Raw genomic sequence first — 14,956 nt, 5'->3', positions numbered from 1 at the left:
AACGCAACAAGGGAATGGACAGGTATATTTCCTTTAATTCCAACAGCTCTCCGAAACTATAATATAAATGTAACGACAAGCATTAGAATCTCGCACTTTGGAATCCCATGATAGACAATGTTATTTTAAAACAATACCTCACAATTAATGTCGGTGGCGCTGCGAAAAGGAAACTTAAATATGAAAAAAACCACGATATTTTTAAGTCATATTACAGAAGAAAAAGAGCTTGCAAATATATTTAAACAACAAATTGAGAAAACCTTTTTAGGAATGGTCGAAGTATTCGTATCTTCTGATTCAGACACAATTAAGATTGGACAAAATTGGCTGGACCGAATTACGGAAGGTTTACGTTCTTGCGCAGCAATGATACTTCTCTGCAGCCCTAATAGCATCAGCAGACCATGGATTAATTTTGAAGCTGGTGCAGGATGGGCACGAGACATTCCAATTGCGCCTCTTTGCCATTCAGGACTGCGTCCGGTTGATCTTCCTTTGCCTATTAGTCTCCTACAGGGCATTGAAGCGAATGATCCACTACAGGTAACTCAGATATTTGAACTAATAGCACGCCAACTAGGCTCTCAGGTACCCTCGATTGATGCGAATAGCCTTGTACAATCTGTCTTAACCTTTGAGGCTCCTTATATAATACGTCTGCGTTTAGGTAAAATGGCGCATGAGTTGATAGCCATAGGAGCATTCCTTGTCCAAGAAATAATAATTCATGAGCCAAATCAAGTGATTGCTGTATCTAACGTTTATGAGCGGGACTTTATACCAATCAAGACTGTTTTGGATCAATTGCAAAATGAATCTGCCATCCAATATTCATTTAAAGCAACGCAATTTACTCTTGGAGATTCAGGTGGAGGCACAGCAGGCACAATAACTATTTCGTGCAACAATAACTTACATGAACTATTAAAAAATTTAATATCCCATTAGCGCGAAAAGCGACTAAAGAGCATCCATATTGGCACCCCTGTCAACAGACCCGATAAGTTCGGGTCTGTTGACAGGGGTAGGTAAACCCCACCTCAGTGTGCGGAGTTACTGAATGTCCAATTTGGACGCATTATTTACACTCATTTCGCCACCTCGTTTTGATGGTTCTCATTATCAGATAAAACAGCGCGGCCTTGGCTGTTGAACACAATACGCCCGGCGAGCCGTAAAGCATCCTCTGCCTGACTTGCCCGCGTACCGCCCCAGCCAAGCACCCGCATAGCCACACCGTAAGACATAGCTCCATGCATGCGCAGAGCCTCAGCATAGGTTTCAGGGTCATCCGGCTTTGCATTGGTGTTTGGCTTCCACTCATGGCGAAACATCGTCTGCATTTCGGACGATGATTGTTTTTGCTGGATGGGTTTCTGTGCCGACCGCGGTGAGGCGTTCACCGGCTGAGAGTTTGATATACCCCCTCCCGACGAAACCGACATAACCGACGAAACACCAATTTGAGGTTGCATTTCACCTCCCTTGCACGCCCGACTATACGTTTTGTCGGTTATGTCGGTTTCGTCGGAAGGGGGTAAGGCCTTCTTTGCTACTTCAAGCCACTTTGTCATGATTGCCTCGAAACACTGCCGGATTGACCGTAAATAGCCGTTGCGCTCTACCACCTTGCGAACCACTGGACGTGGAAACAGGCCGAATAATATCTGCCTCCTGCAAGGCATTGAGTGCTGGGTTAAGGTCGTCGGAATTGGACAGCCCTGTACGCTCAGCACGCAAAACCTCACGCGCAGTAAATTGCCGCCATCCCTTTTCCTTTATCAGCTTCACAAGCCGCCTAGCTGCCCGCTCGGCTTTTGGCGCAGATGCATCAGCATAAGCCCGCCGTGCCATTGGCAGCAGGTAGCTTTCGACCATATGAGCAGCGCGCCCGAAATGATGAACAGCAATTTCCTGCGGCTCCTCAGCTTCGCCAGATGCCCACTCCATTAGTCCCAGCACCAGAGACAGCCGGACAGCAAGCCCCGCCAGTTTCCCGATGAATGAAAGCAGTAGCCCCTCAGCACCGTTCTCCCAGCCTCTTGCTGTTTCACGAAAGCTATCCAGCAAGACTCGGCTATCCTCCGAGAATGAGATTATCCAAGGCCGGACAGTGCCGTTTTCATCGGCATGCATATGCAACGACAAAAGCCGATGAATGATATTTTCCATAAAGCTTTCATCATAGGACAAATCAGGGCGTTTAACCGGCGCAGGATTAGGCCATACCGGCAGGAAACGCGCCAATAAGCCATCATCATCAGTTTTCATGAGCAAAGAGCGCAACCGATCCGGCTGAATACCGCCAAGAACACCAACAGAGAGCCGGTCAACATAAACTGGGTCGCGCCCCATGCGTTCCACTGAATAGCTGCGACCGCCATACGCCTCTAACCAGAAAGGCCGGTCGGATCCACCACCGGAATAGCGCGACATACCTTGCAGCCATCCAGCAAGCTCATCACGCGCCAATAACGCCCCACGAGGCTGCACAGAGGCAATCACTGCCAGTTTCTCAACGGTGGTATCAGTGACGGCCAGACGCGGCATAATCGGCTCTTTACCGGCGTTGGCACTGGCTGGGCGTGACGGGACAGCATCCCCGGATTTGATTGCTGCCTTTACCGCTTCCTTCCAAGCACTTTCTGCCAGCTTTGCAACCTCGGCTCTTGCCCTCCATTCGGTGACCTCGCCTTGTACCTGCTCACGCAAAGCCCGCTCCACCTTTTTCAGTGGATTAAGAACAGCGTCCAGTCCAGGGGATTTATTCATTGACGGATTGCCGATAGCCACAGCCCATAAAACAGGAGGCTCTGTCCAGCCCTGCCACGGGGACGGCCAGCGGCTATTACCGATAAGAGCGCCACAAACAGACAAAGCGCCAGCCATGACATAATCCGGTGGTGCCGCTTTCGCCTCAGCCGCGGCGCGTATCCATGACGACCAGCGCGGCGAAAACACATCCTCAAGCGGCAGGTTGGGCGGTTCCGGCAGTTCAGAGCGTAAATAGCGCATATCAGGCGCAGGCCAGTCCGGTTTAAACGGAATAGGTTCGGGCGCGTTCATGCAGCAGCCCCTTTCATCATGAGAATATCGTTCCAGTCGCGGCCATCAGGCGCAGGAAGCATTGAAACCTCCCAGCCAACGGCAGAGGCACGCTCAGCAAGCGCATGACCGGCCTGACGTCCGGCTTCATCGCCATCGGTTGCAATGGTTAGCAATGCAGGCTTGTCCGGCAAGGTCAGAGCTTTCATGCCGCTGGTTGATAAAGCCGCCCAGACCGACACAGAACCGCACACAAGGCCGGAGAGAAGTGATAAGCCGGTTTCTATGCCTTCACACACAATCAGCTTGTCAGCACCATCAGAGAGCCGCACAGCACCACCAGCAACAGAACCGAGCATGGCCTTGGCAGGTTCAACGAAAGCCTTGCCCATGCCGTCAGCGCATAAATATGTCCGGTGGATTGCCAGACGTTCCGCGCCTTCGACCAGCGCCACCATAGCCGGTAGCTGTTGGCCGGTCGGGTGCCAGCACGAGCCATGAAATCTCAAGCACTGCCCAATGGGGGCAGTTATGCCACGGGAACGCAGATAAGTGTCTGCCAGAGTACCATGAATAAGCTTAGCTACATTCCAGCATTCAAGCGCCCTTGCTTCCTGTTTCCTCGCTTTGTCCAGTTCCTTGAGCCTATGAGCTTCCATTTCCTCAAAGGAAGGCGGAGCATAATGGCCGGAGCCTTCAATCAGCCCCAGACCTTTCAGAGCGTCCAATATGGACAGGAAGTCACAACCGGCATGACAGCGCAGCAACAGCCGTCCGTCAAAACCATCTGAAACACTCAGGGCGGGGCTTTTGGTATTGGCGTGTGCAGGACAAAGGCACAAACCATAGCGGCCATGCCAATGCCCGTTCAGTGCCTTTGTAATTGTTCGGGCGCTGGTCTTCATGCAGCGCTCGCTTCTGTCTCTACCCGTGAAACCTTGGAGCGCAGGACATAGCGCGCATGATTGCCCTTGAACTGGCCGCCATGCTGCTCGGTCACAGTTTCAATCTGAATACCAACTTTACGCAGATCAAAGACATAGGCAGACCAGCGCGGGGCAGGATTATCAATCGGTGTGCAGCCTTTTGAACCAGCAGCGATAAGACATTCCAGCGTCCAGCGCTCACGGCCTTTTACGCTCACATTGAACGGCTCAGCCTCATTATGGCTCACGGTATAGCTTGCGGCCTTCCAAGGCTTATTTTTATCAGACATGGGAAATCCTCTTTCAACAGAGGACGGGTGGGGTTATAGTCTATGCGTGAGATAGATTACCCTCGGCCCCGTCCATAATGGCGGGGTCGTTTGTTTATGCTGCAGAGCGTTGAGCTTTTGCGGCTTCAATCACAGCCATGATTTCAGAGCGCGGCCAGCGAGACAGCGCCCCGATTTTCACGGGCTTTGGCACGGTGCCATCAGCCACGCGTCGCCAAAATGTTGGGATGCTCACCTGCAGGACTTGAGCGCCTTCACGTGCAGTCAAAAGAGTGTCAGTGATATTCATCAATCAGCCTCGATATTTGTTGATATGGGCTGAAACATGAGTGAACAAAAAAGAAACAAATAGTCTGCACGAAATTAAAAGCGTATCGATACGGCGTTATGATTTCTCTTTACGCCGTCCAGGTTTAGCAAGTGCGGGGTTTTCCTCTGCGGCTTGCTGCCAATGCATATTAAAGCGGCGCGTAGATGTTTTGGGGAACAGTTTCGCCTTTACTCCCGATTTCGTGAGTGTTGGCTGCGCCTTTAAGAGAGAAAGGATTGCAGATTTTGGAGCCCCAGAGAATAGGTTATCAGCAGGCTCATTTAGCGCCTCCTCCTCGCTGCCATTCAGTTCACCAATCCATTCAATCGGAGCGACAATCGTGCAACCATCGTAGGGGGCGAGCATATTCAATAGATTGGGCGCGTCAGATTCATCGTATGCGTCAATAATTTCTCTGGCATCAAATTGATCCACTTGAATACCAGCTTTTTCAAAAGCAGACGTAGAGATACGCATAGCTTCAATCGCCTCATGCAAAGCTCTTAACCTTTTGAGAGATACGGTGCCGCTACGCCAATCGATTAACGGCATCCCCCTACCATAAGGATAGAGAACATCATCGAGAACCAAAGAACTATCAGTAAATATTCGCTCTGAAATGAAGGGGGCATGCCAATAATCAGAGGTGAGTGATTTTAGACCAAAGATGTACTCTCCATCAAGCACCAAGCCATCAGCCTTCGCCTTATCTTTGGCGTCTAAAAATGCTGAATTTTCGAGCGCAAACCCTTCAGTCACTGTGAGTAAGAATGTTGATAATGTAATGAGTGTGCCATCTTTATTTAATATGCAAGGAAACGTATCACCTTTGTTTATTCTGTCCGAAAGCACATTCCGCACCAGATATTTTGCCGCGACATCTACATTCTCACGGTACGCATCCCATGAAAATACTTCCGGCTGAGGTTCTTCGCTAAAACTATATGGCAGCGGGACGCGGTCTTGTATTGCCTTCTTTGCAGCTAAATAAAACCGATACAATGAGCCATAGCCATCAATAGCAAGCATATTTAACCCTTCACCATTTTTACGACCTGCCCATTTTGGCCTGTGACATGTTGCGACCAGCGAACCATCAGATTACGCCGCTGTTCAATAAAATCTGTTCTGCGATATGCACGCTCTACAGAGCCCCCGACGACATGCCCTAAAACAGTCTCTGCAATATCATGGGGCGTTTCGGTTGCTTCTGCGATCCAGTCCCGCAGACTTGAGCGGAAGCCGTGTGGACGCGCTTCTAATCCTGCCCGTGACATGAACATTGCCATTGTCATGTCTGATATTACGCCCTTGCGAATACTCGGGAATAAATAACCGTCACGGGCATGGTTGCGGGCTTGCTCAATAACGCTCATTGCTTCCGGCGATAATGGAACGCGGAAATCACTTGTGGCATCTTTGCGGCCTTTCATATCATCAGCGGGGATTGTCCAGATATCACCGTCTATTTGTTCCTCTCGTATATGACGGAGTGGCCTCGAGCGAACACCGGTCAGAATAAGTAAGCGCAAAGCAAGGTGTGTAACTGATCCGTCAGATAGCCCTGAATAGAAGGCCGGAACTTCTAGCCAAGGCATTGCAGGAATGTTCTGAGCCTTATGCCGTTGCTTTCCGAGAAGAGCACGGGCTTTCTCTGTAGCCTGCAGATCAACTTCAAGACCGAGTGCTGCGGCGTGTTTTAAGCAAATGCTAAGACGGTTCAGTGCTTTACGTGCAGTTTCAGCCTTATCATGCCAAATAGGAGCTAAAACATCACGTATGTCCTTTTGATCCAATTCAGCCACAGGCATCTTGCCCAGCTTCGGCATGATATGAAGCTCCAGCGGGCTGAACCAACGCCCAGCCTTTCCGTCTCCTTTAAGTTCGGCTTTGCGACTTTCAAAAGCATCAAGAGCGATATCACTTAAGAAATGCAGATTACGGGCTGCCTCTCTTTTTTGGCGCTCTCTATCTTTAATAGGATCAATGTTATCGCGTACTAGCGCCCGATATCGGTCAGCCGCTTCCCTAGCCTCCTTTAAGGAGACAACGGAAACAGAGCCAAGCCCCATTTCTCTGCGCCTACCATGAATAGTGATACGCAGCACCCATTGCGCCCCACCATCATCTCGCTTGTGAAGCCACAGACCGCCCCCGTCAGCATATTTGCCAGCGGGGGCATTTTTCACAGCAAGGGCGCTTAATTTGTTCAACCCACGAGCCATTTTCAATCCACCCCTCAATCCACCTTTTAAGGTGCGATTGTATGAGATTTAATGATAGGCCATGATTCCGAACGAAACAAGAACCATCCGGCAGTATGTGGCAATTGATAACAGGTGATACAAGCTGATTTATCTTGATATTACAATTAGTTGCCCGTAAGCGGCACCATAAAATGCGAAGCCACTTCGACTTGAATTATGGCGTCACAAAACTGGCATAGCCATCGCTAGTCGTTTTGTTGAGCAAACGCGAATATTGCTCATAGGCCTGATCTGTGGGTGTGATACGTCCAAAAACCGGCACTTCAAAAACCTTCATCGGAACAAGCACCAAAGGCACTGATACCGGCGTCAGTTGTGCACCCTGCCCTGCACGTAGGGTCGTCAGAATGCCATACATTTCACCAGCAATACTCGGACGCGAAAGAACCGCCATCCGGTACTGGCCAGACGTATTGGTCACCAGATAGACATGCCCCGAGAGATGCGGGACAGAAACACAACCACGCTGTGAAAAGGATGCATCGGTACGCTCACGTTCTTCGAATTTGAGATGCGTGTTCTCAGAGTCCCAGACAATGTCCGTGCAGTAAGCAAAAATATCACCGTGATTACCGAAAGAAGGGCGAAGCGTTATGAATGTCCCTTCCAGCCACGAAACGGCAGCGCGCGAATAAGAACCAAGCTCTTCCGCCGCATGTCCGCTGGAAGCGGCAGGCTTCGGCTTTTCTGTCTCCGTTTGATCGCGCAGTTCAAACCCCATAGCCTGCTCAAGCCTGATAATGGTAGCGAGTGTAAAAGGCCGATGCCCTGACAGTGCTTTTTCAAGTGTCGAGAGGCTGATACGTGCCTCATCTGCCAGATGCTGGCGGGAAATCCTGCGGCGCGCGATCTCCTCGCGCACACGTTCAGCGACGCGGAAATTCAATTGATCGGACAAAACCGCATCGTGTTGAGACATAAAAACTTCCTGAAACCGTACTTTCCTTCACAATTCCACACATAAGCGGTGCCTGCAAGGTGGCTTGCGGCAAACTACGGACAAAACTTGGCAAAGCTTACGCTGGCAGCAAACCGGCATTCCGGCGAAATTGTCTCCAATTATCCGACAGATACAGGAGCAACATCATGTCGCCCGCCATCAGACACTCCCGTAATAACGCAACGGCCATCAGCCTTTCCCAGTTCTGCAAACTCATCTGGTTTGTGAATATGCTGATCCTGCCAATTCTGGCTGTTACTCTTTCACTGCTCAACATGGCCTCAGCCCGCGCTGAAACACCGGCCTATCTGACACCGAATGCCGTGCAAAGCGGCAGCCTGCTTCTGCAAAGCGGTGAAGCCGGCCAATATGTGGAAGCGCAGCGCCTTGCCACCGATTTCAACATTGATGTCAACGGCCCTACCGCCCGCGCGCGCCTCAGTCAGGTTTTTGAAAACCCGACCAATAACTGGGTCGAAGGGCTCTATGTCTTTCCGTTGCCTGACGATAGTGCCGTCTATTCGCTGAAGATGATTGTCGGCGACCGCGTGATCGTTGCAGACATCAAAGAAAAAAAGGCCGCTCGTGAGATCTATGAGAAAGCCAAGAGCGAAGGCAAAAAGGCGGCTCTCATTGAACAACAACGGCCTAACATTTTTACCAATGCGGTTGCAAATCTTGGTCCGAATGAAAAAATCATCATCCAGATTGAATATCAGCAGGCGGTTCGTCTGAGCGATAATCGCTTTTCTCTGCGTGTGCCGCTCGTTGTTGCGCCGCGCTATAATCCTGAAAACAACGAACCGATTGTTGAAACAACGGATATTCAGAGCGGCTGGGGACAGCAAAAGACAAAACCAACACAAGGTTCAGACAATAATGCCATTGAAACGCCCCTTGTGATGCCGGACGAAGATCGCATCAATCCGGTGACAATTACCGTCAATCTCAAAGCCGGGTTCCCCGCCACCGATATTAAAAGCCTTTATCATCCTGTCCGGATTGATCAGCAGAATGAGCAAACATCAAAGATCACTCTGGCTGGTGAGGCTGCGGCAGATCGTGATTTCGTCCTTGAATGGCAAGCGGCTGAATCCGTAATGCCCACTGTCGGTCTGTTTCGCGAACGCGTTGGCAATGACGATTACCTGCTGGCCTATGTGACCCCGCCACTTGTCAAAAGCTCTGTAAATCTTTCGCGAGAAATCGTGTTTGTCATCGACAATTCCGGCTCGATGGGTGGAACCTCGATCAAGCAAGCCAAAGCCAGTCTCGATTATGCCCTCTCCCGTCTGAAACCTACAGATCGCTTCAATGTCATTCGTTTTGATGACACGCTGACCAAGTTTTTTGATGACTCTGTCCCTGCCACAACGCTCAATATTACCAATGCCCGCGACTATGTCGCCACACTGGAAGCGGTTGGCGGAACAGAAATGCTGCCGGCACTGCACGCAGCTCTTGATGATAGCCACCAAAAAGATGGTTTGCGCCAGATCGTGTTTCTGACCGATGGCGAGATCAGCAATGAACGGCAAATGCTTGATGTCATTGCATCACGTCGTGACCGCTCCCGCCTCTTCATGGTTGGTATCGGCTCGGCCCCTAACACCTATCTGATGAACAAAGCCTCTGAACTTGGCCGCGGCACCTTCACCCATATCGGCGCGGTGGAAGAAGTTAATGAACGCATGCGTGAACTGTTCGAGAAGCTCGAAAGCCCGATCGTCACCAATGTAAAAGCCAGTTTCTCGCAAGAGGGTATCAGTCTGACACCGGGTCTGCTTCCTGATCTTTATCAGGGCGAACCATTGGTGCTCGCCGCACGCACAAAACAGGTAACTGGTACGATGACGATTGAAGGGACAGTCGGACGCCGCCCATGGACTGTGACCCTGCCGCTCGATGCAGCCAGTCCGGCGGAAGGCATTTCCAAAATTTGGGCACGCCGCAAGATCGACGATGCTGAAGTGGACATGAAACTCGGCAAGATTACAGCACTGGCAGCCGATACGCGTATCCTCAACCTCGCACTGGAGCATCATCTGGTAACACGTCTGACGAGCCTTGTTGCCGTTGACCAGACACCAGCTCGTCCGGCGAATGTTCCGCTCACACGTGCAGACATACCTTTGCAGCTGCCAGCCGGTTGGGACTTTGAGACGCTGTTCGGCATTCGTGCAGATCGCAGCGTGCTCGATCATGCCGATGCGGGCAAAGAGCAGATCGTGGTTCGAAGCAAGAACCGCCCCGCCTCGCCTGTCACTCCGGCAGCCACCATGCCGCTGCCACAAACCGCAACTCCGGCAATGCTGAATATGCTTCAGGGATTAAGCGTTATGTTCATTGGATTTCTCATCTTCTGGTTAGCACGCCGCAGGGAGAATGCATGATGGGTATCCTTATTACCCAAAATACAACGGCAAAGGAGCGCACATGGTTGCGCTCCCCTCTCGTCCTGCTTTCTGTTGCTGTCATGGCCTGCGGCCTTGTTCTTTTCGGTCAGGGGCTGTGGATCCATGCCAAAGCCTATGCGGCTCAAATCCTGCTTGAACGCGCTTTCACGCAGAGTATTGCCACAGGCGAAAAGGTGAAGCCGTGGGCATGGGCCGATATCTGGCCGGTAGCGCGGATTGAAGCGCCGCGTCTGGCAGCATCAGCAATCGCGCTGAATGGCGCAAGCGGACAGGCCTTGGCTTTTGGCCCCGGCCATTTGCAGAACACGCCTAAAGCCGGTGAAACGGGAACTGCGGTTTATGCAGCTCACCGCGACACGCATTTTGCTTTTCTCAAAGATATAGAGAAAGGCGACCTTATTCGCATTACCCGCGATGACGGAAAAACATACACCTATCGCGCCACTCAAATGACCATCGCGCATTGGGATGAGGCGCAGATTGATGTTCACGCAGCAGGCTCTCATCTGGTGCTGGCAACCTGCTATCCTTTTGATGCAATTACGCAAGGCCCGCTTCGTTATCTCGTCTATGCGAGTTTGATTCAGTGATTTGAGGCTGCGACATGAGAGATATTCTCATAGCGATGACCGGAGTGTTATATTACGCACAATTATACCAATGGCTCAGAGAATAGACATCGCCTTTATATCTGGATATTCCAGAATACCACTTGAACCTCACTTGCTATTCATCAGCTAACGTAAATACGCAGGGATAGACTGGACATTCTGTACCGGAAAAATAACATATTCATGCATTGAGATGATTGCGATGAAAGTAAGGAACACATGAACGCCAAGAATTTTTATTTAGCTATGGCTATCATCGGAACATTGGTTCCTTGGTTGTTCTTCGGGTCTTTTTTCGCACTGAACGGGCTTGATATTCCGCTCTTTTTGCAATCACTGTTTGCAAACGGTGCAGCCGGTGGCTTCTCTGCTGATGTGTTGATTACCATTGTCGTATTTTGGATATGGTCATGGCGGGATGCGGCCAAGAACAACGTCACACACTGGTGGTTGGTTCTTCCGGCGAGCTGCTTTGTTGGCCTTTCACTGGCACTGCCGCTCTACCTCTACTTGCGCGAACCGCATTCAACCTGACAATTGTTAAGGCGAGATTAGAGATTAGAGATTAGAGATTAGAGCATAATTCCTTAAACTTGGACCAGTTTAAGGTGAAATTATGCTCTAATTTTAAAGTGTTAGAGCGACCTTTGTGTGCCAAGTTTGGCACACGGCGCTCTAGCTTAACCCTCTGCCTGCTTTAGAATGTGTGTTCTGATCTGATCAGAAACAGCATGTTTTATCGAAGATAATCGAGGCCCTGTCATTAACAACAGGGCCCCTTGATAGTTGGATCAGAATTTAACCGCCAATGTGGCTTTAAAACTTTGATCTTTCGCTTTGCTGGCGAGTTGACCGGAATAGAGAAGCCCGAATGTGGCATTCTTTGTCAGAGAGAAATCCAGTCCGGCTTCAACAACGGCTACATCTTTGGCAACAGACATACCGCTGATGTCAAAAGCTCTGCCGGTACGAAAAGCCTGCGATGACAATGTATCCGTATCGCCAAAAGCATGTTTCCAGCCCACAGTACCGCGTGCTTTTGTGCTCACGCTACCAAGATCAAAAACAGTTTCCGCACGCAGACCGAGCGTTGTAAATGTTGTGTCCAGAGATTGTGATCCGACAGACAATGCAGCCTGACCACCGGCTTCTGAAAACGATTTACGGTTGATATGAACATAGCTCAGATTTGCAAAAGGCTCGAACTGATAAGTACCCGCTGAGATGCCATAGCCTAGCTCACCGAATACCTGTGTTGTACCGGCACGATAATCACCCTCCAGACTATCCGAGAAACCGGGGAAATGCACCGAGCGGCTGGTTTCAATATCATTCCATGTATGTGCAAGTCCCGTGCGGAATGCAACAGCATCCCATTGCGTTCCCGCATAGACGCCAAGGTGATAATTATCGGCCTTCGCTGAAGATGGTATATCTTTCAAATCAACGGATGAATGAGAATATCCGGCCAAAACACCGAGTTGCCAATTATTGACGACAGTGTCCGCCCCGATAAACATACCACCGACAGAGCGATCCATTTTAGCATTATTGGACGTGGCATCCCAGACACCCCATGAACCGAAGCCCTGCCCCCAAACAGTCATGCCTGAAGCCGTATCGGTATTTCCGGTTGCAACGGAGGTTGCGTCTCCGCCAACAGTTTTTGCAGCCTGACGCAAACGATCATTCGCTGCTTCACGCAGGAAACGACTGTCTTCGATCAGCACAACAGGTAATGAGGCATGCACATCACCCGACAACTGGTTTAAAGCTGTGCGAGCGATATCCGCATTGCTCGTCATGGCCATAGCCAGCCACAGATCACTGCTATGCGGCAGTGCATCCAAGGCATTTGCAACGGAGATTTGATTAAAATTCCGACCTAAACTCGCAAATTTAATATCATTACGCTGCAACTTCAGCGTTACGTCATTACCATCGCCGCCCGCATAGTTCACAGTTGGATCGAGGAAAACCAGATTGTTCCTGATGCTTGCAAACTGGCCTGTAACCGCGCCGGCACTCTCTTTATTAATCAGCGTGAACGGGCCGTTTACAACCTGCCAATTAGCGGCATTATTCGGGGATAAAACCAGATCAAGGATCGCACCGGATATATTCACATCGCCCGTTACGTTTAAGCGATCTGTATTTGTCGGTATGCCTTCAATCTGTAAGATACCGGAATTGGTATAATTACCGGCAATTATCTGTGTACCGATCGAATTTCCCGGAGCATGTGTCGCACCGGAAGCGATAACAGTGTTGCCAAGTGTGCCGGTTCCGCCAAGCTTGGCCCCATTATAAACCGTTGTAAGAGCAGACTGAGCAACTGACCCGTTGACCGTCAGTAAGCCGTTCATAATATCGGTATTGCCGGTATAGCTATTCACACCGGACAAAGTCACATTGCCACTGCCTGACAGACGAAGATAGCCGCTACCGGAAATATTGCCGGTAAAAGCCACATTATCAGACCGGTTATAAACCAATGTACCACTATTCGTGATGGAGCCTGCGAAACCATTAGTGCCGCCGATCCAACCGGATGTGCCACCATTGCCGATTTGCAAAGTGCTGCCGGTTCCGATTTTGACATTGCCGCGTGTGCTGCTATTGCCAGTCAGTATCAATGTACCGCTGCCAACTTGGGCAAACGAACCATTTGCAGTAACAACACCACCATAAACTACAGTGTCAGAGCGATTAAAAACAACAGCTCCGTAATTTGTTATATTACCGGCAACCGAACCGATGATACCACCGTTGCCGATTTGCAAAGTAGCATTTTCACCGGTTGAAAACGGCGTTGCTGCAGTATTATTACCGGTCAAAATCTGTGTGCCGCCCATAACTAAGACAGCACCGGTGCCGTTAAACCGGCCGGAAAAAATTCCGGAAGCATCATTAATCTGAAAGGAAGCACTACCAAGCGTAACTTGTCCGCTACCGCTGAGAGACTTAACCTGCGTTCCTGTGACACCGGAAACATCAAATATTGAATTAACAACAACACCGCTTGATGAGGCAAGGCTGCCCTGCCCCGAAAGCGCAAGTGTACCATTACTAATCAATGTCTGGCCGGTATAAGTACTGCGCGCCTTAAGCTCCAGCTTGCCGCTGCCTTCCTTGATCAGACCACCCACACCGGAGATAGCATTTCCCAGCGTCAACACGGAATTCCCGGCGGTATTGATTGTGCCGTTACCTGCCAGCGTAATATATTTATTTGTCGAAAATGATGCTGCCGCTGTTAGCTTACCATTATTAAGCGTGACGCCACCTTCGCCGAGATTATTATCTGCGATAACATTAACACTGCCACCGCCGGTAATGGTGGTGCCGCCATGATAAGTATTCGCGCCTCTCAGGCTAAGCTCACCAGTCCCCGTCTGTGTAACCGATCCGGTGCCGGAAATAACACCGCTATAGGTATCGGTTGCAGAGCGATTATAAATCAGAGACCCATTATTAAGGATTGCGCCGCTTGTGGTGTTACCGCGTACTCCAATCCAGCCAGTCGTGCCACCAGCACCCAATTGCAGTGTACTGCCGGTACCAATCGTAATGCTACCGCTTGTGCTGCTGTCCTGCGTCAAAATCAGTTTGCCGCTACCAATTTGCGAGAAGGATCCTGTCGCATCTCCGGTAATTTTACCGCTATAAGTCGTCTCATCCGAGCGATTAAATACAACGGCACCGTAATTGGTTATATTACCGGCCAACGAGCCTGTTGTACCGCCATTGCCGATTTGCAAAGTGGCGCCAGACGTAATACCGACATTTACAGCAGCAGTGTTTTCACCGGTCAGTATCTGCGTGCCACCTTGCAGCTGTATTGTACCCGTACCGTTCAATGTACCGGAAAAGATGCCATTAGCATTCGTAATGGCGAGCGATTTATCGCCGATATTAACCTGCCCTGAGCCTGACAGATTTTTAATGACTGCGTTACCAGCGCCAGACGTATCCAATGTGCCATTAACAATCACTGCACTTGAATTCGCGATGCGGCCTAACCCCGTCAGCTTTAGTGTTCCGGTTTCAACCAGTGTTTGGCCAGTATAACTGTTAGTCTGACGCAAATCCAAAATACCGGCACCTGATTTTATCAAGCCATCAGCACCGGAAATCTCTGAATTAA

13 protein-coding genes are annotated in these 14,956 nt (G+C 50.1%); 4 read left to right on the top strand and 9 right to left on the bottom strand.

Translation table 11 applies throughout. The features are described from left to right. The first annotated feature begins 180 nt into the window (after positions 1–180). Positions 181–951, top strand: coding sequence for a toll/interleukin-1 receptor domain-containing protein (locus QUF18_RS03820; RefSeq protein WP_289385375.1), 771 nt, complete (start codon positions 181–183; stop codon positions 949–951). 140 nt (positions 952–1,091) lie between these two features. Here QUF18_RS03820 and QUF18_RS03815 read toward each other — a convergent pair whose 3' ends face one another. From QUF18_RS03815 to QUF18_RS03780, 8 genes are all read right to left on the bottom strand, one after another. After that, entirely contained in the window at positions 1,092–1,478 is a 387-nt protein-coding gene (locus QUF18_RS03815; protein ID WP_289385373.1) for a hypothetical protein, read from the bottom strand. A gap of 82 nt (positions 1,479–1,560) precedes the next feature. Beyond that, positions 1,561–3,069, bottom strand: a complete 1,509-nt coding sequence (locus QUF18_RS03810; RefSeq protein WP_289385371.1) for a YfjI family protein — start codon at positions 3,067–3,069, stop codon at positions 1,561–1,563. After that, positions 3,066–3,953: a DUF7146 domain-containing protein gene (locus QUF18_RS03805; protein WP_289385370.1), complete on the bottom strand. Its 888-nt coding sequence runs from the start codon at positions 3,951–3,953 to the stop codon at positions 3,066–3,068. The genes QUF18_RS03810 and QUF18_RS03805 overlap by 4 nt, the downstream gene beginning before the upstream one ends. After that, a complete protein-coding gene (locus tag QUF18_RS03800; RefSeq protein WP_289385367.1) occupies positions 3,950–4,264 on the bottom strand; it encodes a winged helix domain-containing protein in 315 nt (104 codons plus the stop codon). Before QUF18_RS03800 ends, QUF18_RS03805 begins: the two co-directional genes overlap by 4 nt. A gap of 94 nt (positions 4,265–4,358) precedes the next feature. Then, positions 4,359–4,553: a helix-turn-helix transcriptional regulator gene (locus QUF18_RS03795; protein WP_022711063.1), complete on the bottom strand. Its 195-nt coding sequence runs from the start codon at positions 4,551–4,553 to the stop codon at positions 4,359–4,361. A gap of 96 nt (positions 4,554–4,649) precedes the next feature. Continuing rightward, positions 4,650–5,603: a hypothetical protein gene (locus QUF18_RS03790; protein ID WP_289385361.1), complete on the bottom strand. Its 954-nt coding sequence runs from the start codon at positions 5,601–5,603 to the stop codon at positions 4,650–4,652. A gap of 2 nt (positions 5,604–5,605) precedes the next feature. Then, complete coding sequence (locus QUF18_RS03785) at positions 5,606–6,799, bottom strand: tyrosine-type recombinase/integrase (RefSeq protein WP_289386124.1); 1,194 nt, start codon at positions 6,797–6,799, stop codon at positions 5,606–5,608. Between the two features lie 196 nt (positions 6,800–6,995). Continuing rightward, the gene (locus QUF18_RS03780) at positions 6,996–7,760 is read right to left on the bottom strand and encodes a helix-turn-helix domain-containing protein (protein WP_289385359.1); all 765 of its coding nucleotides are present in this window, start codon (positions 7,758–7,760) and stop codon (positions 6,996–6,998) included. Positions 7,761–7,927: 167 nt separating this feature from the next. Between QUF18_RS03780 and QUF18_RS03775 the strand changes: the two genes are divergently transcribed. The 3 genes from QUF18_RS03775 (at position 7,928) to QUF18_RS03765 (ending at position 11,343) form a co-directional block, all read left to right on the top strand. Further along, a complete protein-coding gene (locus QUF18_RS03775) occupies positions 7,928–10,174 on the top strand; it encodes a marine proteobacterial sortase target protein (RefSeq protein ID WP_289385356.1) in 2,247 nt (748 codons plus the stop codon). Then, positions 10,174–10,788: a class GN sortase gene (locus tag QUF18_RS03770; protein WP_289386123.1), complete on the top strand. Its 615-nt coding sequence runs from the start codon at positions 10,174–10,176 to the stop codon at positions 10,786–10,788. The genes QUF18_RS03775 and QUF18_RS03770 overlap by 1 nt, the downstream gene beginning before the upstream one ends. Positions 10,789–11,028: 240 nt before the next feature. After that, entirely contained in the window at positions 11,029–11,343 is a 315-nt protein-coding gene (locus tag QUF18_RS03765; protein WP_289385355.1) for a DUF2834 domain-containing protein, read from the top strand. 257 nt (positions 11,344–11,600) lie between these two features. Here the strand turns inward: QUF18_RS03765 and QUF18_RS03760 are convergent, their stop codons facing one another. Continuing rightward, the gene (locus QUF18_RS03760; RefSeq protein WP_289385353.1) at positions 11,601–14,927 is read right to left on the bottom strand and encodes an autotransporter outer membrane beta-barrel domain-containing protein; all 3,327 of its coding nucleotides are present in this window, start codon (positions 14,925–14,927) and stop codon (positions 11,601–11,603) included. Positions 14,928–14,956 lie beyond the last annotated feature (29 nt).

The sequence above is a fragment of the Pseudochrobactrum kiredjianiae genome, from assembly GCF_030362795.1.
Lineage (GTDB): Bacteria > Pseudomonadota > Alphaproteobacteria > Rhizobiales > Rhizobiaceae > Pseudochrobactrum > Pseudochrobactrum kiredjianiae.
This window is presented reverse-complemented; position numbering and strand designations above follow the sequence as displayed.